The sequence below is a fragment of the Pseudomonas botevensis genome, from assembly GCF_019145475.1.
GTDB lineage: Bacteria > Pseudomonadota > Gammaproteobacteria > Pseudomonadales > Pseudomonadaceae > Aquipseudomonas > Aquipseudomonas botevensis.
The window spans coordinates 1-21,659 of the sequence record NZ_JAHTKI010000014.1 but is presented as its reverse complement, the minus strand read 5'-3'; the positions used below and the strand labels follow the sequence as shown (position 1 = coordinate 21,659).

The 21,659-nt window shown below is 62.4% G+C and carries 24 protein-coding genes; 8 read left to right on the top strand and 16 right to left on the bottom strand.

From position 1 onward, the window contains the following. Positions 1-39: 39 nt before the first annotated feature. Positions 40-393 carry an MGMT family protein gene (locus KVQ74_RS18150; RefSeq protein ID WP_217832555.1) on the bottom strand — a complete coding sequence of 118 codons (354 nt, stop codon included), beginning with the start codon at positions 391-393 and terminating at the stop codon, positions 40-42. 175 nt (positions 394-568) lie between these two features. On the opposite strand from KVQ74_RS18150, the gene KVQ74_RS18145 reads away from it, so the two are divergent. Next, on the top strand, positions 569-1,576 hold the full coding sequence (locus KVQ74_RS18145; protein ID WP_217832554.1) for a DUF481 domain-containing protein: 1,008 nt from the start codon (positions 569-571) through the stop codon (positions 1,574-1,576). A 132-nt stretch (positions 1,577-1,708) separates the two neighbouring features. Here KVQ74_RS18145 and KVQ74_RS18140 read toward each other — a convergent pair whose 3' ends face one another. Continuing rightward, a complete protein-coding gene (locus tag KVQ74_RS18140) occupies positions 1,709-1,918 on the bottom strand; it encodes a cold-shock protein (protein ID WP_002554837.1) in 210 nt (69 codons plus the stop codon). 352 nt (positions 1,919-2,270) lie between these two features. Between KVQ74_RS18140 and dcd the strand changes: the two genes are divergently transcribed. Both dcd and KVQ74_RS18130 read left to right on the top strand, forming a co-directional pair. Further along, positions 2,271-2,837, top strand: a complete 567-nt coding sequence (gene dcd, locus KVQ74_RS18135) for a dCTP deaminase (RefSeq protein WP_007954988.1) — start codon at positions 2,271-2,273, stop codon at positions 2,835-2,837. A gap of 107 nt (positions 2,838-2,944) precedes the next feature. Beyond that, positions 2,945-3,154, top strand: coding sequence for a hypothetical protein (locus tag KVQ74_RS18130; protein WP_217832553.1), 210 nt, complete (start codon positions 2,945-2,947; stop codon positions 3,152-3,154). Between the two features lie 46 nt (positions 3,155-3,200). Here KVQ74_RS18130 and pdeM read toward each other — a convergent pair whose 3' ends face one another. From pdeM to KVQ74_RS18080, 10 genes are all read right to left on the bottom strand, one after another. Further along, complete coding sequence (gene pdeM / locus KVQ74_RS18125; RefSeq protein WP_217832552.1) at positions 3,201-3,857, bottom strand: ligase-associated DNA damage response endonuclease PdeM; 657 nt, start codon at positions 3,855-3,857, stop codon at positions 3,201-3,203. Then, entirely contained in the window at positions 3,857-6,343 is a 2,487-nt protein-coding gene (locus KVQ74_RS18120) for a ligase-associated DNA damage response DEXH box helicase (protein ID WP_217832551.1), read from the bottom strand. The genes pdeM and KVQ74_RS18120 overlap by 1 nt, the downstream gene beginning before the upstream one ends. 125 nt (positions 6,344-6,468) lie before the next feature. Beyond that, on the bottom strand, positions 6,469-7,233 hold the full coding sequence (locus KVQ74_RS18115) for an ABC transporter ATP-binding protein (protein ID WP_217832550.1): 765 nt from the start codon (positions 7,231-7,233) through the stop codon (positions 6,469-6,471). Between the two features lie 13 nt (positions 7,234-7,246). Further along, entirely contained in the window at positions 7,247-8,365 is a 1,119-nt protein-coding gene (locus KVQ74_RS18110) for a succinylglutamate desuccinylase/aspartoacylase family protein (RefSeq protein ID WP_217832549.1), read from the bottom strand. Between the two features lie 12 nt (positions 8,366-8,377). Beyond that, entirely contained in the window at positions 8,378-9,088 is a 711-nt protein-coding gene (locus KVQ74_RS18105) for an ABC transporter permease (RefSeq protein WP_217832548.1), read from the bottom strand. Further along, positions 9,085-9,813: an ABC transporter permease gene (locus KVQ74_RS18100; protein WP_217832547.1), complete on the bottom strand. Its 729-nt coding sequence runs from the start codon at positions 9,811-9,813 to the stop codon at positions 9,085-9,087. Before KVQ74_RS18100 ends, KVQ74_RS18105 begins: the two co-directional genes overlap by 4 nt. 58 nt (positions 9,814-9,871) lie before the next feature. Next, a complete protein-coding gene (locus tag KVQ74_RS18095; protein ID WP_217832546.1) occupies positions 9,872-10,654 on the bottom strand; it encodes a transporter substrate-binding domain-containing protein in 783 nt (260 codons plus the stop codon). Between the two features lie 201 nt (positions 10,655-10,855). Continuing rightward, positions 10,856-12,544 carry an ATP-dependent DNA ligase gene (locus tag KVQ74_RS18090; protein ID WP_217832545.1) on the bottom strand — a complete coding sequence of 563 codons (1,689 nt, stop codon included), beginning with the start codon at positions 12,542-12,544 and terminating at the stop codon, positions 10,856-10,858. Then, positions 12,541-13,575, bottom strand: a complete 1,035-nt coding sequence (locus KVQ74_RS18085) for a ligase-associated DNA damage response exonuclease (protein ID WP_217832544.1) — start codon at positions 13,573-13,575, stop codon at positions 12,541-12,543. Before KVQ74_RS18085 ends, KVQ74_RS18090 begins: the two co-directional genes overlap by 4 nt. A gap of 177 nt (positions 13,576-13,752) precedes the next feature. Further along, entirely contained in the window at positions 13,753-16,203 is a 2,451-nt protein-coding gene (locus tag KVQ74_RS18080) for a penicillin acylase family protein (RefSeq protein WP_217832543.1), read from the bottom strand. 215 nt (positions 16,204-16,418) lie between these two features. Here KVQ74_RS18080 and KVQ74_RS18075 point away from each other — a divergent pair, with 215 nt between their 5' ends. Then, a complete protein-coding gene (locus KVQ74_RS18075; protein ID WP_217832542.1) occupies positions 16,419-16,976 on the top strand; it encodes a cysteine hydrolase family protein in 558 nt (185 codons plus the stop codon). 131 nt (positions 16,977-17,107) lie between these two features. Here the strand turns inward: KVQ74_RS18075 and KVQ74_RS18070 are convergent, their stop codons facing one another. The 4 genes from KVQ74_RS18070 to KVQ74_RS18055 are packed head-to-tail and all read right to left on the bottom strand — an operon-like array spanning position 17,108 to position 18,843. Further along, positions 17,108-17,314: an SEC-C metal-binding domain-containing protein gene (locus KVQ74_RS18070; protein WP_217832541.1), complete on the bottom strand. Its 207-nt coding sequence runs from the start codon at positions 17,312-17,314 to the stop codon at positions 17,108-17,110. A 5-nt stretch (positions 17,315-17,319) separates the two neighbouring features. Further along, on the bottom strand, positions 17,320-17,805 hold the full coding sequence (locus KVQ74_RS18065; RefSeq protein WP_217832540.1) for an LEA type 2 family protein: 486 nt from the start codon (positions 17,803-17,805) through the stop codon (positions 17,320-17,322). A gap of 59 nt (positions 17,806-17,864) precedes the next feature. Next, entirely contained in the window at positions 17,865-18,341 is a 477-nt protein-coding gene (locus KVQ74_RS18060; protein WP_217832539.1) for a YchJ family protein, read from the bottom strand. Positions 18,342-18,345: 4 nt separating this feature from the next. Then, entirely contained in the window at positions 18,346-18,843 is a 498-nt protein-coding gene (locus KVQ74_RS18055) for a DUF6231 family protein (RefSeq protein WP_217832538.1), read from the bottom strand. Between the two features lie 190 nt (positions 18,844-19,033). Here KVQ74_RS18055 and KVQ74_RS18050 point away from each other — a divergent pair, with 190 nt between their 5' ends. The 4 genes from KVQ74_RS18050 to KVQ74_RS18035 form a co-directional block, all read left to right on the top strand. Further along, entirely contained in the window at positions 19,034-19,729 is a 696-nt protein-coding gene (locus KVQ74_RS18050) for an OmpA family protein (protein WP_217832537.1), read from the top strand. 89 nt (positions 19,730-19,818) lie between these two features. Next, positions 19,819-20,541 carry an OmpA family protein gene (locus tag KVQ74_RS18045; protein WP_217832536.1) on the top strand — a complete coding sequence of 241 codons (723 nt, stop codon included), beginning with the start codon at positions 19,819-19,821 and terminating at the stop codon, positions 20,539-20,541. A 163-nt stretch (positions 20,542-20,704) separates the two neighbouring features. Then, entirely contained in the window at positions 20,705-20,983 is a 279-nt protein-coding gene (locus tag KVQ74_RS18040; RefSeq protein WP_217832535.1) for a DUF1145 domain-containing protein, read from the top strand. Beyond that, positions 20,976-21,659, top strand: a 684-nt coding sequence (locus KVQ74_RS18035) for a collagen-like triple helix repeat-containing protein (RefSeq protein WP_217832534.1), incomplete at its 3' end; no start/stop codon positions are given. The genes KVQ74_RS18040 and KVQ74_RS18035, both read left to right, overlap by 8 nt.

The following is a 21,659-nucleotide window of genomic DNA, read 5'->3' as shown; positions in this document are numbered from 1 at the left end:
TGAAGTCTGCCTCAAGATTGCGAAAACAAAGCGCGCACTCTAACCGCTGTGCTCTACCGGACGCCAGCCATGGCGCCGAATATCCACACGATTGTTCAGGATGGTGATGCCCTCCATACGCAAACGTGCCCGCTGTTCATCCCCCGAGGGACTGCCCACCGGCAGGCTGATCCGCCCGCCGGCACCCAGCACCCGATGCCATGGCAGTCGGGTGTCGCCGGGCAATTGGCTCAAGGTACGGCCGACCCAGCGGGCGGCGCGCCCCAACCCGGCGAGTTCGGCCAACTGACCATAGCTGACGACCTTGCCTTCCGGCACCTGCGCGAGGGTCGAGTAGAGTGCCGTGCGTCGGATTTGCGCATCGTCTTCGCAGGCAGGGATCGGTTCTGTCACGTACGCGGTTCCTGAACGGTTCTCGGGAAAGTCCCATGGATGCCTTCAAGCGTAATCCTTGCTCGGGCAGATGAGAAATGAACTCAATAGAAATAGTCGGGTCAGTCCTTGTCAGGGTCTTATTCCTACGGATAATGCCGACTTTTTTTCGCAAACTTGAGCTCTCGATTCGCTTATGTTGTCCAGAACCTTGCTGTGCCTTGCTGTTTTCAGTGCGTCCACGCCCCTGCTTGCCGATACCGTCTGGTTGAAGAACGGTGACAAGCTGAGCGGCACTATCACCGTGTTCGATGGCGGCAAGCTGTTGATTCAGACCAAGTACGCCGGTGCGGTCACGATTGACTGGAAAGAGGTCAAGACGCTGGACAGTGATCAGCACTTGCTGGTCAAGCAGGATGCCTACACGGGTGAGGTGTCCAAGTCGCTGACAGCGGCCGAGGACGGCAAGGTCACCCTGGCCAACGGTGACGCGCCGAAAACCGTGGAGCTGGCGAGCATTCAGCAGATTCTCAAGCCCAAGCCGGTGGTCGAGGATCTGGTATGGAAGGGCAATGTTGACCTGGCGCTGGATTATCAGCGCGCCGAGAAAGACACCGACGATTACGACATCGGCTTCAAGACATCCGCGCGCCATGGCCGCTGGCGCCACACCGCCGAGGGCGAGTACAACCGCGAGGTTCAGGATGACGCGGTGACCACCAATAACTGGCGTGCCGAATACGCGCTCGACCGCTTTCTGACGGACAAATGGTTCTGGCAGGGGCGTTTGAACTACAAGCGCGATTATGTCGAGGAATTGTCTCGTCAGCGCGTGGTGGGTACGGGTCCGGGTTATCAGTTCTGGGATGACGAACTGGGGGCGTTCTCGCTGGGTTCACTGCTTAACCGCACCGACTACGAATACAGTGATGGCGGCAAGGACAACTTCTATTCCGTCGCCATGAAGTGGGACTACAACCGCTACCTGATCGGCAAGAAGGTCGAGTTCTTCACTAATGGTGAACTCGGCAAACCGCTGTCCGGCGTCGCTGATTACGCGCTGGATGCCGAGTTGGGCCTGCGCTACAAGGTGACCGACTGGGCATCGCTCAACCTCAAGGCCGAGCGCGACATCATCAGCGGCACCAATGATGCGGATCTGAACAAGACCCGCTACACCGCCGGTTTCGGCGTGGCCTGGTAACAAAGCCAGACAATCGCAGCCACTCTTCGCTCGGGCGAGGTGAGGCTGCGATTTTTTTTGCCTGCACAAAACACTCGCCCACAAAAAAGCCCCGCTTTTAAGGGCGGGGCTTTTTAGCTGGGAAGCTACAAGTTAGATAACTTGTACTTCTTCAGCTTGCATGCCTTTCTGACCGCGAGTAGCGATGAAAGAAACCTGTTGGCCTTCTTTCAGGCTTTTGAAGCCGTCGGACTGGATAGCTTTGAAGTGAACGAACAGGTCGTCACCGGATTGTGGGGTGATGAAGCCGAAGCCTTTTTCATCGTTGAACCACTTAACGGTACCGGTTTGGCGATTAGACATGGTGTAACTCCTTGAACAAAGATAACTGCGACTCAGGAAGAACCCTGGCCGAGACTGAGTGCAAAGAGCAGGAAAAATTCTTGTAGACGGTTGGATCGAAATTCAACATATCGTGTAGAGATTCTCAGTGACACAAGCAGCACAGTGGCGCCACCTTAACTGTTTTTCCGGAACGTGCCAATGCTTCTGCTCAAGGTTTCTCCGTTTTAAGGATCGGCGGTGTGACGGTTCGTCGCCAAGCCCCGTAGTTCCTGCATGATCGGCGAGATTTACAGCCCGGACTTTGAACCCGGCGGCGCGCCCGGTAAGATGCCGGACAGATTTTTCCACCTCGCTATTCAGGACACCCGCCATGAGCATCAAATCGGACAAGTGGATTCGCCGCATGGCGCAGGAACACGGCATGATCGAGCCGTTCGTCGAGCGTCAGGTACGCGGCAGCGACGACAGCCGTGTGATCTCCTACGGTGTGTCGAGCTACGGCTACGATGTGCGTTGCACCAATCATTTCAAGGTCTTCACCAACATCAATTCGGCCATCGTCGACCCGAAAAACTTCGACGCCGGCAGCTTTGTCGATGTCCACAGCGATGTGTGCATCATCCCGCCGAACTCCTTCGCCCTGGCCACGACCGTCGAATACTTCCGTATTCCGCGCAATGTCCTGACCATCTGCCTGGGCAAGAGCACCTATGCGCGTTGCGGCATCATCGTCAACGTCACCCCGCTCGAGCCTGAGTGGGAAGGCCAGGTGACCCTGGAATTCTCCAACACCACCAACCTGCCGGCGAAGATCTATGCCAACGAAGGCGTGGCACAGATGCTCTTCCTCGAATCCGACGAGGAATGTGAAGTGTCCTACAAGGACCGTGCCGGCAAGTACCAGGGCCAGCGTGGCGTGACCCTGCCGCGCACCTGATCCGTCCATCCGGCAATTACCGGGAATTCTTCAGCGGGTAGACACTCTATGGAGTGTACTGCCCGTTCCGCGAACAGCGGGGCGGGCCTTCGCCGAAGGAGTGCCCCATGAAGATCGATCCGCAAATCACTGCCGAACTGGCACGGCTTGAGCCCAATCAGGTTGGCGTATTGGCCTGGTCCCTGTTGGCACACCCACCGGTCAGTACGGCCGGCGGGATTCCCGGTCAGCCCGATCCCGATAGCCCCAACGAGCAGCCGACCGAACCTGGCGAGCCAACCCTGCCGGACGAGCCGCCACCCGCGCCCGTCGCCTGATCGGCTGTCGAACGTATGGCCAGTCGGTTGAAGCCCGAAAAGGACTTCAACTGACTGGCCATATTTCGTTATCGCCGATGACAAAAATCCTGCAACTGTCGTCCCTGTCCACCTGATAGCCCCCGGTAAACGCCCCGAACGCCGGGAGCAGGCTGATGTCCTCGCCGAGGCGGAAACAGGCCAGGCGCAGGCTCTGCCGACCCTTGCCGTTCAGGCGATAGACCGGATGCACGTGGCCGGCCAGCACATGCCGCTCCGGATGGGGATCCGGTTCGTGTTGCAGGGCGAATGGCCCGAGCAGCAGCGGCTCCGGCACCACGCGGATATTCAAGGTTGCGGGTGGATCGCCCGCGCGCTTGTCGTGGTTGCCGCGAATCAGGGTCATCGGCAGATCGACATGTCGCGCCCGCCATTGCTCCAGAGCGTCCAGAGTGCCGGGGTTGTGGGAGCCGGGGCCATGCAGGAAGTCGCCGAGGAAGATCAGTTGCCGGCACGCCAGCGTCTCCAGCAAACCGTCGAGCCGCGCCATATTGCTCGCCGTGGTGCCCTGCGGCACCGGCTGGCCGAGGCGGCGATAGGCGGCCGCTTTGCCGAAATGCACGTCGGCGATCAACAAGGCCTGTTGCGCAGGCCAGTACAGGGCTTTCTCCGGCAGCAACCAGAGTTCTTCGCCGGCCAGGCGCACGGGGTAGGGCGCGCTCATCAGGATTTACCCGCGTCGGCGCTTTTCTCCAGGTCACCGACCATGCGCCTGATACGGTCGGCGAGTTTTTCCGAACTCATGCTTTCGCGCATGCGTTCCACCAGCAGCGGAAACCCCAGTGGTGTGGGACGTTTAATCAGATGCATGTCCAGTTTCATCCGGTTGATCCGCTCCAGCGTCTGTTCCAGTCGACGGATATCCAGCTCGTCCCGCAGGACTTCTTCCCCGGCCTGGGCCAGCAACAGGTTGTCGGCGTCATATTGCTTGAACACTTCGAAGAACAGACCGCTGGAGGCCTGGACCTGGCGGGTGCTTTTCGGCGCGCCGGGGTAGCCGCTGAACACCAGGCCGGCGATCCGCGCGATTTCACGAAAGCGCCGCAAGGCCAGTTCTCCGGCGTTGAGGCTGGCGAGCACGTCCATTAATAGTCGCTCGGGGCTGAGCAGCGCGGCATCGAGTTGCTGCGACCAATCGATCGGCGTGGCACTGAGCAGCTCAAGGCCGTAGTCGTTGACCGCAATCGAGAAGGTCAGTGGCTGGCGCTGGCTGATCCGCCAGGCCAGCAGGCTCGCCAGCCCCAGATGCACCTGGCGCCCGGCAAACGGGTAGAGAAACAGGTGCCAGCCTTCGCGGGACTTCAACACCTCCACCAGCAGGCTGTCGGCGCCGGGCAGGCCGGACCAGCGCGCCTGGGTTTCCAGCAATGGGCGCAGGGCGTGCATTTCCGGGCCGGCGAACTCACCCTGGGCCGCCGCGCTGAAACGTCTGACCACCGCTTCGGCCAGTTCGTTGGAAAGCGGCATGCGTCCGCCGTTCCAGCGCGGCACCGCGGCTTTCTTCGCGGTGCTGCGCCTGACGTAGGCGGTCATGTTTTCCACCCGCACCAGTTCCAGCAGGCGTCCGGCGAACAGGAAGCCGTCACCGGGTTTGAGGCGGGCGATAAAACCTTCCTCGACGCTGCCCAATTGCTTGCCGCCGCCACCCTTGCTCCAGAACTTCAGATGAATGCTGGCGTCGCTGACGATGGTGCCGATGCTCATCCGGTGTCGGCGTGCCAATCGCGCGTCGGGCACGCGCCAGACACCGTGCTCGTCCGGTTCGACCCGGCGATAATCCGGATACGCTGTCAGCGACATCCCGCCATGACGTACGAAAGCCAGCGCCCAGGCCCAGTCCGCTGGAGTCAGATCACGATACGCCCAAGCGCCACGGACTTCTTCGTACAGCTCATCGGGTAAAAATCCACCACCCAGCGCCATGCTCACCAAATGTTGCACCAGCACATCCAGTGGTTTGTGCGGTGACAGGCGTGGTTCGATCCGCCGCTGTGCCACGGCATCCCGGGCCGCCGCCGCTTCGATCAGCTCCAGGCTGTGAGTCGGCACCAGAGTCACCCGCGAGGTGCGGCCCGGGGCATGGCCGGAGCGCCCGGCGCGTTGCATCAACCGGGCGACGCCTTTGGCCGAACCGATTTGCAGCACTCGCTCCACCGGCAGGAAGTCCACGCCCAGGTCCAGGCTTGAGGTGCAGACGACGGCCTTGAGCTGTCCGTTCTTCAACGCCTGCTCGACCCAGTCGCGGGTTTCGCGGGACAGTGAACTGTGATGCAGAGCGATCAACCCGGCCCAGTCCGGTCGCGCCTCCAGCAACGCCTGATACCAGATTTCCGACTGCGCCCGGGTGTTGGTGAACACCAGGCTGCTGGCGCAGGCGTCCAGCTCGGCGACCACCTGCGGCAACATCTTCAGACCGATGTGCCCCGCCCAGGGAAAACGCTCGATGGCCGGTGGGAGCAGGGTGTCGACCTTCAGCGATTTTTCGTTCTGGCCCTGAATACTTACGCCACCGCCCTGTGGGATCAGCACCTGTTCGGCGTGAGATTGATTGCCGAGGGTTGCGGACACTCCCCAGACGATCAACTGCGGATGCCAGCGACGCAGGCGGGCGAGGGCCAGTTGCAGTTGCACGCCGCGCTTGTTGCCGAGCAATTCGTGCCATTCATCGACCACCACCATGCGCAAGGTCGATAACGCGGAGTGAGCGTCGGCGCGGGCGAGCATCAGGGTCAGGCTTTCCGGAGTGGTGATCAGCGTGGTAGGCAGGCGTCGGTTCTGCCGGGCGCGCTCGCTGCTGCCGGTGTCACCGGTGCGCAGGCCGACGCTCCAGGGGATGTGCAGGTCGTCCAGCGGCGCTTGCAGGGCGCGGGCGGTATCGGCGGCCAAGGCTCGCATCGGAGTGATCCACAGCACGGTCAGCGGTTCGGCCGGGGTCTTGCGCTTGCGTGTGGATTCAACGGGAGGCGAGGGGTAGGCGAAGCGATTGAGCGCGCCGAACCACACCGCATAGGTTTTGCCGGCGCCGGTGCTGGCGTGGAGCAGCCCCGACTCGCCGCGTTTGACCGCTGCCCACACGTGTTTCTGGAAGACGAACGGCTTCCAGTCGCGGGCGCTGAACCAGAGTCTGGCGAAGTCGGTAGATGTGCCCATGCCGGCCGTTTGCGCTCCGAAGGTGTTCCTTCAGTGACCGCGCGGCGGCAGGACAAGTTTAATTTTCGATGGGCAATTGCATGTGGGAACGAGCAAGCCCGTTCCCACTGAGGCGGCGTCCGGTGTTACTTGAGGTTGCCGCTGAGGAATTGCTTCAGGCGTTCGCTTTTCGGATTGCCCAGCACATCCTCCGGCGCGCCTTCCTCTTCCACCAGGCCCTGGTGCAGAAACAACACCTGGCTCGACACCTTGCGGGCGAAGCTCATTTCGTGGGTCACCATGATCATGGTACGGCCCTCGTCGGCCAGGCCCTGAATCACCTTCAACACTTCGCCCACCAGTTCCGGGTCCAGGGCCGAGGTCGGTTCGTCGAACAGCATGACTTCCGGCTCCATCGCCAGCGCACGGGCGATGGCCACCCGTTGCTGCTGACCACCGGAAAGAAATGCCGGGTACTGGTCGGCGACCCGCGCCGGCAGGCCGACCTTGTCCAGATAGCGCCGCGCACGCTCGTCGGCCTCGGCTTTGCTGCAACCCAGCACCCGGCGCGGGGCCATGGTGATGTTTTCCAGCACGGTCATGTGGCTCCACAGGTTGAAGTGCTGGAACACCATCGCCAGACGCGTGCGCAGACGCTGCAGTTCATTCGGATCGGCGACGTGCATGCCGTGGCGGTCGGTGGCCATGCGGATCGGCTGGCCGTCGAGGCTCATGGCGCCGTCGTTGGGTTGTTCGAGAAAGTTGATGCAGCGCAAAAAGGTGCTTTTGCCCGAGCCGCTGGCGCCGATCAGGCTGATCACGTCGCCGGTCTTGGCCTTGAGCGAAACGCCTTTGAGCACCTGATGGTCGCCATAGCTTTTGTGCAGGCCTTCAACGGTCAGTTTGTACATGGGACAGGCATCCTCAAGGCGAAAGTAGGTAGCCGCTGCGATAGGCTTCGGCGCCCGCGACGTGGGCGATCACCATGCCGGCAGTGGCCATGCGCCGCAGCGAGCGGGCGTACATGAGACCGGCGGCGGTGCAGTGAACAGGGGTGACCCGATTGTTGATCGGATCGATGATTTCAGCGATCTGCTGCCCCGCTTCCAGGTACTGGCCGGGCGTGGCGGTGTACACCAGCAAGCCGCCGACCGGCGTGGCGACGGGTTCGACCCCGGCCAGTGGCGTGGCGGGAAAGGGCAGCGCCGGCAGCGGTTTCGCCTCGCCGACGATGGCGCCGAAGTGAACCAGATAATCGATCAGCGCCTGACAGTCGCGACTGGCAACCGGATGGCTGACGTCCCCCTGGCCGCGCAATTCCACGGTCACGGAAAAACTGCCGAGCGGGATCTCGAACTGTTCGCCGAAACGCTCCTTCAATTGCCACCACAGCAGGGTGAAGCATTCATCGAACGACTGGCCGCCGGAGTCGGTCGCCAGCAGGCTCGCCTGGGACTCGATGTAGCGCGCCAGTGGCTCGACCTGTGACCACGCCTCGGGCGTGGTGTAGAGGTGGGCCACGGCTTCGAAGTCGCAGTGCAGGTCCAGCACCATGTCCGCATCGCAGGCCAGCCGTTGCAGGATCAGGCGCTGGGATTGCAGTTGGGTGCTGGCGGTTTGGCGTTCGAGGGCGGCGCGCAGGCTGGCGCGGATCAGGTCGAGGTTGCGCTGCGGGTCGTCGCCCAGTTTCGCCTCGATGTCGTTGCCGATTTCCTCGCTGAGGTCAACGAACCAGCGGTTGAAGTTCTGTCCGCTCTCCAGTTCGTAGCGGCCCAGCGGCACATCCATCAGCACCTGTTCGAGGCCGACCGGGTTGGCGACCGGCACCAGGACGATTTCGCTGCACAGGCGTCCGGCGGCTTCCAGCTCCGCCAGGCGTTGCTTGAGGTGCCAGGCCACGAGCATGCCGGGCAGTTCGTCGGCGTGCAGCGAAGACTGAATGTAGATCTTGCCCCTGGCCTTCTCGGGGCCGAAGTGGAAGCTGTGAATCTGTCGTGCGGTCCCTGGCAGCGGGGCCAGCAAGTCATGGATCTGGTGGCGCATTACAAAGGTGTCCTAGTGGGTCGGCCCGAGGAAGGCCAGCCATCGGCGTTCGGCGAGGCGGAACAGGCCGACCAGCGCGAAGGTGACGGTCAGGTAGATCAGCGCGGCGATGCCGAACGACTGGAAGGTCAGGAAGGTCGCGGAGTTGGCGTCCCGTGCGACTTTCAGGATGTCCGGGATGGTCGCGGTGAAGGCCACGGTGGTCGAGTGCAGCATCAGGATCACTTCGTTGCTGTAATAAGGCAACGAACGACGCAGCGCCGACGGCATGATCACGTAGGCATACAGCTTCCAGCCGGTCAGGCCATAGGCCTTGGCCGCTTCGACTTCGCCGTGGTGCATGCTGCGGATCGCCCCGGCGAAAATCTCCGTGGTGTAGGCGCAGGTGTTGAGGGCGAAGGCCAGGATCGTGCAGTTCATCGCATCGCGAAAGAAACTGTCGAGCATCGGCTGGGCGCGCACGGCGGCCAGGCTGTAGATCCCGGTGTAGCAGATCAGCAACTGGATGTAGAGCGGCGTGCCACGAAACAGGTAGGTGTAGAACTGCACCGGCCAGCGGATGTAGAAGTGCGGCGAGACGCGGGCGATCGACAGCGGGATCGACACGATGAAACCGAAGAAGATCGACGCGCTGAGCAGCCACATCGTCATCGCCAGGCCGGTGATGTTGTTACCGTCGGTATAAAGGAAGGCTTTCCAGTATTCCTGCAGGAGTTCGATCATCGGACGGCCTCCCGGGCACCGGCGGCGTAGCGGCGTTCGAGCCGGCGCAGAATGAAGTTGGAGGCACTGGTGATGAGCAAGTAGATCAACGCGGCGAGTACCAGGAAGTAGAACAGTTGATAGGTGCTTTTGCCGGCGTCCTGCGCGGCCTTGACCAGATCGGCGAGGCCGATGATCGATACCAGCGCAGTGGCCTTGAGCATCACCATCCAGTTGTTGCCGATACCGGGCAGGGCGAAGCGCATCATTTGCGGGAACACCACGAAGCGAAAGCGCTGGCCGCGCTTGAGGCCATAGGCGGTGGCGGCTTCAACCTGGCCACGGGGCACCGCGAGGATCGCGCCACGGAAGGTTTCGGTGAAATACGCGCCGTAGATGAAACCCAGGGTCAGCACCCCGGCACTGAACGGGTCGATCTCGATGTATTCCCATTCCATGTAATCGGTGAGCGAGGTCAGCCAGCTTTGCAGGCTGTAGAAGATCAGCAGCATCAGCACCAGGTCCGGCACCCCGCGAATCAGCGTGGTGTAGAGCTGGGCGGGCAGGCGCAGCACTTTGACTTTCGACAGTTTGGCACTGGCGCCGAGCAGGCCGAGCAACACGGCCACCAGCAGCGACAACGCCGATAATTTGATGGTCATCCAGGTGCCTTCCAGCAGCAACGGACCGAAGCCCTTGAGGCTGAAGGCGGAAAGCCCCAGATTTTGCAGGAGGTTTTCGAACATGAATTGCGCAACCTGATCGGATGAAAAAGGCGCCCATCGAAGGATGGGCGCCAGGGCATTATTTGCCGCTGTACAGATTCAGATCGCCAAAGTGTTTCTTCTGGATGGTGGCGTAGGTGCCATCATCGTGTAACGCTTTGATACCTTTATCCAAAAGCGCTTTCAGCTCAGTGTTACCTTTCTTAATACCGACAGCGGTTTTGGCGGGCAGCAAATGGTTGTCGACAGGCTTGCTGACGTCATAGTCGGCGCCCTGCGGCGACTTCAAAAAGCCCAGTTCGGCTTGCAGCATGTCCTGGATACCGGCGTCGAGACGGCCGGAGGTCAGATCGGAGTACACCTGATCCTGGTTCTGATAGGCCTGGGTTTTCACCCCGGCCTTGTCTAGCACGGCCTTGGCGTATGCTTCCTGGATGGTGCCTTGCTCGTAACCGACGGTTTTACCCTTCAGGGACGCGACGTCATCAGTGATGCCGGAGCCTTTTTTCGACACGTAGGCGGTCGGGCCGGAGAACAGTTCGCTGGAGAAGTCGATGACTTTTTCGCGAGCTTCGGTCACCGTCATCGACGAGATCACACCGTCGAATTTATTGGCTTTCAGGCCCGGAATCATGCCGTCGAAGTCACTTTCGACCCATTTGCACTTGACCTTCAACTCGGCGCAGATCGCGTTGCCCAGATCGATGTCGAAGCCCACCAGGCTGCCATCGGCCGCTTTCGACTCGAACGGTGCGTAGGAAGGGTCAACGCCAAAACGCAGCTCTTTGTATTCCTTGGCCAGCGCGGAGCCGGCGGCCATGCACAACGCCAGTGCAGAAAGGGTCAGCAATGCTTTTTTCATTATTCAATCCCTAAGAACCAATATGAGCGCTTGTGGCGCAGAATTATTGTTACTGGAACGCTTACGACTTATAGAAAGTAGCAATTTCCGAACCAGAGTCCCGAACAAGTGTTTTAAAAGGTGTAGGAAGGGAGGGTGCAGCGGGGTGAGTGCACGAAAACGGGCACGGAAAAATCCATGCCCTGGAATGGCGCGTGAGGATCAGGCCAACAGGTCTTGCAAGGTCGCCAGACTGTCCGCTTCGTCGACGGTCTTGTCCTGACGCCAGCGCAGCATGCGCGGGAAGCGCACGGCGATACCGCTTTTGTGGCGGCGGGACAGGGCGATGCCTTCGAAGCCGAGTTCGAACACCAGGCTCGGTTTCACGCTGCTGACCGGGCCGAATTTTTCCACCGTGGTTTTGCGCACGATGCTGTCGACCTCGCGCATTTCCGCGTCCGTCAGCCCTGAATAGGCCTTGGCGAACGGCACCAGCGCCCGCTGGCTGGATTCGGGCGGGCCGTCCCACACGGCGAAGGTGTAATCGCTGTACAGGCTGGCGCGCCGGCCGTGTCCACGCTGGGCGTAGATCAACACCGCGTCGACGCTGAACGGGTCGACCTTCCATTTCCACCACACGCCCATGTCCTTGGTGCGGCCCACACCGTATAAGGCATCCCGGGCCTTGAGCATCATGCCCTCGACGCCAAGGCGCCGTGACGCCTCGCGCTGGCGCGCCAGATCGAACCAGTCTTCACCGGTCAGCACGGGCGAGGGCAGCAGCACCGGATTATTGCAGCGGGCGATGACCTGCTCCAGTTGCGTGCGACGCCTGGCCTGGGGCTGGTTGCGCCAGTCTTCGCCCTGCCATTCCAGCAAGTCGTAGGCGAGTACCACCACCGGCACTTCTTCGAGGATCTTCTTGTCCAGAGTCTTGCGGCCGATGCGCTGCTGGAGCAGGGCGAATGGTTGCACCGCCGGTGGCGCTGACGATTGCGGGTCGAAGGCATCTTCGGTGCTCGGCCGGGCAGTTTTCCAGACCACGATTTCGCCGTCGATCACCGTGCCGTCGGGCAAACCGTGGACCAGACTGTCGAGTTCGGGAAAGCGTTCGGTCACCAGTTCTTCGCCCCGCGACCAGACCCACAGCCGTCCGTCGCGTTTGACCACTTGCGCGCGGATGCCATCCCACTTCCATTCCACCTGCCAGTGGCTGGCTGGTCCAAGGAGGGCTTCGAACTGTTCCACCGGTTGCGCCAATGCGTGGGCGAGGAAGAACGGATAAGGCTGGCCACCGCGTTGGGCGTGTTCGTCGCTGGATTCGGGGGCGATCAGTTTCAGATAGCTGGCGGCGTCCGGGCGATTCGACAGGTCGGTGTAACCCACCAGCCGCTGCGCCACGCGTTTGCTGTCGAGGCCGGCCATGGACGCCAGGGCACGGGTCACCAGCAGTTTCGAGACGCCGACGCGAAAACTGCCGGTGATCAGTTTGATGCACAGCATCAGGCTCGGCCGGTCCAGTTGCGCCCAAAGCAGCGGTAACTGGCGGGAGAGGTAGTCCGGGGTTTCACCGCGCAGCGGTAGCAGTTTGTCTTCGATCCACTGCGCCAGGCCGGCTTCGGAAGTGTGTGGATTTTCCGGCAGCACCAGCGAGATGGTTTCCGCCAGGTCGCCCACCGCCTGATAACTTTCCTCGAATAGCCAGGGCGTCAACCCGGACACCTCCACGGCCAACTCCCGCAGGATTCGCACCGGCACCAATTGCCGTGGCCGCCCGCCCGACAGAAAGTACACCGCCCACGCGGCATCTTGCGGCGCGGCCTGGGCGAAATAGGCCTGCATGGCCGCAAGTTTGGCGTTGCTGGACGTGGTGGCGTCGAGTTCGGCGTACAACCCGGCGAAATCCTTCATGGTTGCACCTCGGCAATGGCCGGTTCGGCGGTGGTGTTGTCCTCTTCGTCGTCACCGTATTCGGTGTTGAAACCCTGGGCGTCGAGTCCGCGTTCGCGCAGATGCCGCACCAGTACGCCGATCGAGCCGTGGGTGACCATCACCCGTTCCGCGCCGGTCTGTTCGATGGCCCACAGCAGGCCGGGCCAGTCGGCGTGATCCGAGAGCACGAAACCGCGATCCACGCCGCGCCGCCGTCGCGTGCCACGCAAGCGCATCCAGCCACTGGCGAAGCTGTCGCTGTAGTCGCCGAAACGGCGCATCCAGCTGCTGCCACCGGCCGAGGGCGGGGCGATGATCAGCGCCTGGCGCAGCAGCGGGTCGTTCTTCTTCACGTCGCCGGCGTAGAGCGTCGGCGGCAGGTACACCCCGGCGTCGCGGTACACCCGGTTCAACGGCTCGACCGCACCGTGGCTGAGGATCGGGCCGAGGGTTTCGTCGATGCCGTGGAGAATCCGCTGGGCCTTGCCGAAGGAATAGCAGAACAGCACGCTGGCCTTGCCGAGCGCGATGTTCGCCTGCCACCACTGGTTGATCTCGGCGAACACCTGCGCCTGCGGCTGCCAGCGGTAGATCGGCAGGCCGAAGGTCGATTCGGTGATGAAGGTGTGGCAACGCACCGGTTCGAAAGGCGCGCAGGTGCCGTCGGGCTCGATTTTGTAGTCACCGGAGGCGACCCAGACTTCGCCGCCGTACTCCAGACGAATCTGGGCCGAGCCGAGCACATGCCCGGCCGGGTGGAAACTCAGGGTGACGCCCTGGTGAGTCAGGCGCTGGCCGTAGGGCAGGGTCTGCAGATTGATGTCCTGGCCCAGACGCGCGCGCAGAATCCCTTCGCTGGCGCTGCTGGCCAGGTAATGCCCGTTGCCGGTGCGGGCGTGATCGCCGTGGGCATGGGTGATGACCGAGCGCTCGACCGGTCGCCAGGGATCGATATAGAAATCCCCGGCGGGGCAGTACAAGCCTTCGGGGCGCGCGATAACAAGGTCCATGTCGTGACCCGGATGGAGGACTTGTTAGCTATGAGGCTGGCGCGGGTTGAGAAGTTCTATCGATTTTTTGGAGATCCCCTCTCCCGGAGAGAGAGGGGGCCGAACGCGGTGTCTGGCGTCATGCGTCGACCTGAAAAAACCAGTCGATTATGGATTTTCAGGCCGACGGAGGGGGCTTTACTTGCCCGGTGTCAGGGTCAGACGGGTCTTGCCGTACACCCGGTCAAAGTTCTGCGGTTGCATCGGCAGGCCGATGTATTGCCCCTTGAGCCAGGCATCGATGCCGTTGAGGTAGTTCGGGCTGGCCGGGTTGCCGGATTGCCCCGCACCGTTCTGCGCCATCAGCGGCTCGCTCTGGCCGAAGTCGACGATGAAGCGCATCGACGGTGCCCGCGTAGTGTTGAAGTCCTGGCCCCAGGCGAACGCAGCGGCGTTGAGGGTGGTGTGGTCGCCGCCGGCTGCGAGCGGGCCGCGCACGGTCTGGCCGCTGGCGTTTTTCCACTCATAGCGATGCAGCTTGCCCCACTGCCAGGCCCGGTGATCGCCGCCCAACTGACTGTCGCCGGCGCTGATCGCGGCGGCCAGGCTGCGAGCGAGGATCGCCGGTTTGTCTTCTTTCTGCGGCGTGCGGACGTCGTCCCAGAACGGACTGTCCTCGCGGCCCAGCAAGTGATCGGCTTGCGCCGCGTAGGACAAGTCACCGTTGGCGATAAAGGCTTTCCACGCCGGACTGCTCTGCGGGCCGAGTTCGTCTAGGAAGATCTGCTTCATGCTTTCTTGCAGGAACAACTCGTAGATCGCCGCATCGGCGGAGGTCGGGCTGAGTTTGCCGTCGAACGCCATCAAGCGGGTGTAGGCCTCGCGCGCCTTGCTGCGTTCGGCGTCTGGAAGGGCTTCGATGGCCTGCTTCAACGGCTGCGCCATGCCCGGCGCTTCGAACATCTTTTTCAGTTTGGCGGCGAAGGTGGTGGTCTGGTCGTACTGCATGGCGATCACGCTGCGGCTGTCATGCTTGCCGGCGCCGGCCAGTTCGGCCAGACGTTCGCCACGCTCCGGCGCCGCCCAGGAGTTGGACAGTTGCATGCCATAGCCGTGGGGAATGACCCGCTGGTTGGCGGTGCCGAGCCAGCCCTGGGCCGGATCCTGATCGTAGGGATGGAGCATCGGGTCAGCGTAGCCGTCCCAGTCGTAGCGACCCTCCCAGCCCGGCGACGGCAGCAGGCCCTCGCCTTCACGGCGGTTGGGGAAGCGTCCGGTGACTTGCCAGCCGATGTTGCTGGCATCGGCAAACACCAGGTTTAGCGCGATGGCACGGATTTCCCGACTGGCGTCCGACGCGCGTTCAACGTTTTGCGCGCGGCTCAGGTCGAAGAACGCGTCGAGGGATTTGTCGTCGGTGAAGCTCGGGGTCTGCAAGGCCAGGCCGAAACCGGCGCCCTGAGCCGCAGCCTGGGCGCTGTTGAGCAGCGCACCGTGGCGGGTTTCGTACACCGCTTCGCGAATCGGCCGCTGGCCTTTGACGAAATAGGTTTCGTTGCGCACACCCAGCGGTTGCCATTTGCCGTTGACCTCGTAGGTCAGGCTGCTGCCCTGGCGGCGGATTTTTTCCAGGAACAGATCCTGGTTGTCGCCGAGCACACTGGTCAGGCTCCACGCCACTTTGCCGTTGAAACCGCCCAGCACCATCGGCAGACCGGCCACGGTCACGCCGGCGGCCTGATATTTCGGCGCACGGATCTGCACGAAGCTCCACAGCGACGGCGCGGCCAGCGGGCCATGGCTGTCGCTGGCCAACAGGCTCTTGCCACTGCGGCTGCGCTGCGGGGCGATCGCCCAGTTGTTCGACGACGGGGTGCCGAGCAGGTTCAGCGCCGCCAGTTGTTCGCTGGCATTGTTCAGTTCGCTCAGGCCGGGGATCTGTCCGTTGAGCTTGATGCCTTGCAGCTTGTCGGCCTCGGCCAGCGGCAGGTTTTCGTCGGGCGCGGACGGCGTCAGCCAGGCGAGTTTGTCGGTGGCGACGGTCTGCGCCAGCACCAGCGAGGCGATTTCTTCCGGCAGGTTGGCCGACTGGCTGAAGTTCAGCAGGCAGAAAATCAGCGCCGAATCTTCCGGCTTCCAGTATTCAGGCTTGTAACCGCTGCTGGCGAGATCCCCCGGCAGCTTGTCGGCGTAGCGGAACAGGTAAGCGTTGACGCCCCGCGCATAGACCTCGAAGAAACGCTTGAGGCGTGGCGACGAAGCCTTGTACAGCTCGTCGGCGCTTTTCTTCAGATTGACCGCGCGCATGTAGCGGTCGGCATCGAGCATCGACGCGCCGGACATTTCCGCCAGCCGCCCCTGGGCCAGCAGGCGCAGGGTGACCATCTGGTTGATGCGGTCGCTGGCGTGGACGTAACCGAGGGCGAACAGCGCATCGTGGAAGCTGTTGCTCTCGATCAGCGGCATGCCCATGGCATTTCGGCGTACCGAAACGTTCTGCGCCAGGCCCTTGAGCGGCTGTACACCGGAGGTGGGCGGCAGAGAATCCTGAGCGTTCCAGGTCTGGCAACCGGCCAGACTCAGGACACCGGCCACTGCTGCGGCAACGCCGAACCGGGGAAGAAAATGTGTGAGGGCTGGCGAGGCCATGGCAAAGCTCCTGCGGGGGTGTAGAGGCTGGGGGCGCAATAAAGGCGCTACGTTAGTGAGCGGGCGTTGGCCGCGCAAGCGGGGCGCGCGGTTATTTCTGGATATGTCGATGAATGTGCACGGAATGCTCGATGAGCATGTGCTGACGGGTTGCACGGGTGAAGGCGGGGATGTTGAAGTGCGCAAGCCTTCAACCACTCAAGAGAACAATTGCCATGGAGCTTCAGGCCAACGCCGCGCTGATCATCATCGACCAGCAGAAAGGCATCCTTCATCCCCGACTGGGGCGCAGGAACAATCCGCAGGCCGAGCTGCGCATCCTTGATCTGCTGGGGGCCTGGCGGCGCAGCGGGCGGCCGGTGATTCAGGTGCAGCATTTGTCGCGCTCGCCGGAATCGGTGTTCTGGCCGGAGCAATCCGGGGTGGAGTTTCAGGAGCGGTTTTTCCCGCTGGACGGCGAGTGGCTGATCCAGAAGCAGGTGCCGGATGCGTTTTGCGCCACGGGACTGGAGGCGAAGCTGCGCGAGGCGGATATCGCTCAGTTGGTCATCGTCGGCGTGGCGACCCACAACTCGGTGGAGTCCACCGCGCGTACGGCGGGGAATCTGGGGTTCGAGGCCTGGGTGGCGGAAGATGCGTGTTTTACCTTCGACAAGGCCGACTATTTCGGCACTGCGCATTCAGCAGAAGAGGTACACGCCATGTCGCTGGGGAACCTGCATGGGGAATATGCGACGGTGACGGGGAGTCGCGAGATTCTGGCGGCGGTCTGACACGTCGAGGCTGCATGGGCTGAAGCCTTCGCGGGCAAGCCTGCTCCCACAACGGCAACTTGATCCAATGTGGGAGCGGGCTTGCCCGCGAAGGTGATCCGACTGGCGTGGAGCTTTCTACGCCTGGCGCATCAAGCGCCGTGGCACTTCTTGAATTTCTTGCCGTTGCCGCATGGGCACGGGTCGTTGCGGCCGACGTTTTTCAAGGCGTTGCGCACCGGTTCCTGGTGGGCATGGCCGCAGTTCGGGCCGTGGACATGGCCATGGTCGTGATCATGGTGGTGATGGTCATGATCGTGGTTGCAGTCAGGGCCATGGACATGAGGTTGCTGGGTCATCGGGGTCACTCCGGAATTAAATCGGCGGGGATTATCACGCCATTGCGCGCCAGGTGCACGTAGTGAGCGATGAATAAACCGGTTTCCATCTCGCCTTCCAGCCGATAGGGAATGCTCTGCTCGGGTTTTTTCAGCAGCTTGACCACCTCTTTGACTTTCGGCCACAGGTTGGTGCGGATCGGCACGTTGTAGAAAGCGCTGCGTCTGGCCCCGACCGTGATCCAGTGTTCGTGCTCGCCCTCGGCCAGGAGCATGCCGCCCAGATGCACGCGGTATTCCAGGCCGCGCACGGTCAGCTCGCTGTCGTTGGGGTTGTCGATGCGAAAGTGCAGGATGAACTTCTGTTCGAGCAATTTGGCCCGCACGACTTCGACTTTCACCAGATGCACGGCGGGATCGGGCAAGTCATCGCTGAACCAGGAGGCGCAGCCGCCGAGGCTCAGGACCAGCATCAGAATCAAGGATTGGAATGTGCGCCTGCGACCGACCATGGTTTTGCTCCCTTTGACGCCAGTCTAGTCGCTAAACGGTCACAACCTTCGGCCCCCTCCTAGGCGCCGAAATATCCCGCACAGCATTTCTTGAACTTCTGGCCGCTGGCGCATGGGCAGGCGTCGTTGCGGCCCAGCTTCATCTGCACGGTCGGGTCGATGAAGTACCAGCGGCCGCTGTTCTGCACAAATGACGAGCGCTCGCGGTGGCTGTGTTCGCCCTGGGTGTCGTGCCAGCGCGCGGTGAAGGTGACGAAGGCGTGCTCCGGCTGGCCGCCGAGGACTTCCGAGCTTTCGACATCAAGGCCCAGCCAGGTACTCTGCGCGCTCCAGGCGCTGATCGACTGGCGATCCAGGCCCGCTTGCTGGGCGGGCAGGGTGGTTGCCACCAGGTAATCGATCAGGCCCAGCACATAAGCGCTGTAGCGCGAACGCATCAACGCTTCGGCGCAGGGGGCCGGGTGGCCGGCGTGATAGTGGCCGCAGCAGGCCTCCAGCAGATTGCCGCTGCCGCACGGGCAAATGGCTGTACTCATTGCATTACCACCAGTATTTCCCGAAATTTTCCGGATTGGCCCAGAACCGCGAGTTGAGCCAGTCGGGGACTTGTTTGTATTCAAGCAGATCGTAGGTGAACAGGGTCAGCACCTGCTCGTCCCGCTGAAAGCGCTCGCTGGCTTGCAGGGCCAGGGAGTAGAAATCCGTCTCCTGCCAGCCGCTGGCCGACAGATCCGTCAACACCGCGATGCGGCTGGCGTTGAGATTACGGATCCCGCCGAGCAGATTCAGGCCGTCGCGCTTGGGCAAATGCTCCAAGCAATCGACCGCCAGCGCCAGGTCGAAACGTCGTGCCGCCAGCTCGGCGGGCAGGGCGCCAGGCGCCGCGTGGGCCACGCAGGTGTCCGGGTGCGCCTGCCTGAAAGCGGCCAGTGCCGGGAACTCGCTGGCGCCGATCAGCAGCAGACGCGCCGGGGCGTAGCGATCGAGCAACGCGGCCAGGGCCTGTTGCGGCGTGCGTGAAGATAGGGCGACGTTCATCGAAACTCCTCAAATCAGATCGCCAAGACTAGCCTGCCCCATCGTTCGAGCCTAGAGCGGGTTTGCGGCAAAAGCGCCGAAGTCCTGTGAACACGGTCGCAAACACCGCTGGCCTATTGCTGGCGGAGATTAAAACTCCGGTCTTTACTCCCTGAATCGGTTCTAAGCCGATCCCTCAGGAGAAAACTAGATGAGCATAGTTCGGACAGCATTACCCTTGGTTCTGCTAACCAGTGTGTTGACTGGTTGCGCAGGTTTGCAGAAAACCGACTGGCCGACCTGTGCGGCAGTCGGCGGCGTTGTCGGTGCGGGTCTCGGGGCGACCGAGAGTTCCTCGTGGGCCGGCTACGGCGCGTTGTTGGTCGGTGGTACGGCGGCAGCCTATTGCTGGGTTCACGGTGATGGCGACGAGGACGGCGACGGTGTGCCGGATAGTCGCGACAAGTGCCCGCACACGCCTAAAGGCGTTCAGGTCGATGCCGACGGCTGCCCTCCACCAGCCCCTGCGCCAGTGGTAGAAGAAGCTGTAGTGGTCAAGGAAGAAACCATCGTCATCCGCGATGTTCACTTCCAGTTCGACAAGGCGGCGCTGACTGCTTCCGACAAACAGGTGCTCGACAAGGTCGCCACGCGCCTGAAACAAGAGTCTTCCACCGCGCAACTGACCGTGACCGGCCACACCGACAGCGTGGGCAGCGATGCCTACAACAAGAAACTGTCGGATCGTCGCGCACATTCGGTGGTGGAATACCTGATCCAGCAAGGTGTGCCTCGTTCCAGCTTCGTTTCGGTGACCGGTGCCGGGGAAAGCCAGCCAGTGGCGGATAACAAAACCGCCGATGGCCGCGCGCAGAACCGTCGCACGGAAATCAAAATCGTCCGCTAGTCCCCTCGCATCCGCGGCTTGTGCAGTCGCGGATGCGGGTCTTTACTCCTGTGTAACCGGTATGGCCCGGTGACACAGGAGCTTTCACGATGAGTGTTTTCACAAGGTCCGTCTTGCCGGTGTTGCTGCTTGGCAGCGTGCTCACCGGTTGCGCCACCCACAGCGATGGCACTGCCCCCCTCAATCAACGTACGTGGCCGATCTGCAGCCTTATTGGCGGACTGGTCGGCGGCGGTCTTGGCGCCATTGAAAGTGGCGGCTGGGCCGGAGGCGGCGCGGCGCTGGGGATCCTCACCGGCGGACTGATCTGCTACGCCCAGGATGGCGATGAAGACGGCGATGGCGTGTTCGACCGCCGCGACCGTTGCCCTGACACCCCGGCCAATACCCCGGTCGACCACCGTGGTTGCCCGTTGCCACAATATCCGGTCACGGAAAAAGCCGCCGAACCGGCCCCGCAAACCGAAGTCATCACCCTGAACGACGCCGGCAACGTGCTGTTCGACTTCGACAAGTCCAACCTGACCCCGGCGGCGAAGAGCCAGCTCGACGGGCTGATGGACAAGCTGCGCAACGCCGATGTGGTCAGCATCAAAGTCATCGGCCACACCGACAGCAAGGGTTCTGATTCCTACAACCAGGCACTTTCAGAGCGTCGCGCCAGCAGCGTGGCGGAGTATCTGCTGAGCCAGGGGCTGGCGCCGGACAAACTCACCAGCGAAGGACGTGGCGAGCGCGAACCGGTTGCCGACAACAACACCGACGAGGGGCGTGCACAGAACCGTCGTGTGGAGTTGCACATCAACCGCTAGGAAGTGTCTGTAGTCCGCAGACTAGAGCTGCCGGGTGACGATGGGCGTCGCGCCGGCAGCCATCCGGCGGTCGGGTGCAAATATTTCATTTGCCCCTCTGGCTTATCTCGTGCGGAAGCCGTTACTGTGCGCCCAAAGAATAATTCGCAACACGGGGGCACGTATGAAGGTTTTCTGGGGGCTGGGGCGGTTGCTGACCCTGCTGTTCTGCTGTGTGGTGCTGGCCAATCAACTGGTGCCGTTCGTCCATCCGCTGCATCTGCTGGTCAATCTGGCCGGCGTGTTGTTGCTGAGCATCCATGTACTTGAAGTGCTGCTGTGCAATCGCAGCCTCAAGGGCCGTCCGCACCCGTGGCGTGACCGTGGCCGTATCCTGCTGTTCGGCGTTTTCCACCTGCAAACCATCCCGGCCCCGGCCGCTCCGGAGGCTTCCCATGCGTAAACTCTGCCTGCTCGCTGCATTCATCAGTCCTTTGGCCTGCGCCCAGGTGGTCAGCGTCGAAACCAACTCCCTGATGCGCCTGCCCAACACCGCCAGCACCTTGCAGCTGGAAAAACTGGTGGTCGCCGATTACGGCACCTTGCTGGTGCCCTCGAACGTCACCGAACTGAGTGTGGGCGAGCTGCAACTGGGGCGTGAGGCGCGCATCGCCATCGTGCCGAGCGAACAGCCTCTGGACCTCAAAGTCAGCCGCGCGCAACTGGCCGAAGGCAGCCAGATCACCGCGCGCGGTGCACCGGGCACTTACGAAAAGGCGGCGCGTGCCGGACGTAATCTGAATCTGCAGTTCAAGGCGCTGAATGCACCGAAATTGCTGGTCGATGCCCGTGGCGGCACTGGCGCGCCAGGGTTTGTCGGCCTCGACGGGGCCAATGGCGAGGCGCCGGGCTGCACCTGGGGCCAGGCCGGGCGCGGTTTTGATGGCAGCGACGGCAGCAACGGCCAGCCGGGCGCGCCGGGAGCGTTGGTGCGTCTCGAGGTGCCGCGTGAGTTTCCGGCCGAGCTGATCAAGGTCGAAGTGGCCGGCGGTGCCGGTGGCGCGGCAGGGCCTGGCGGTAAACCGGGGGCGGGAGGGAAGGCCAAGGGCTGCCTGGTGTATCAGGCCGATGGCGGCAAG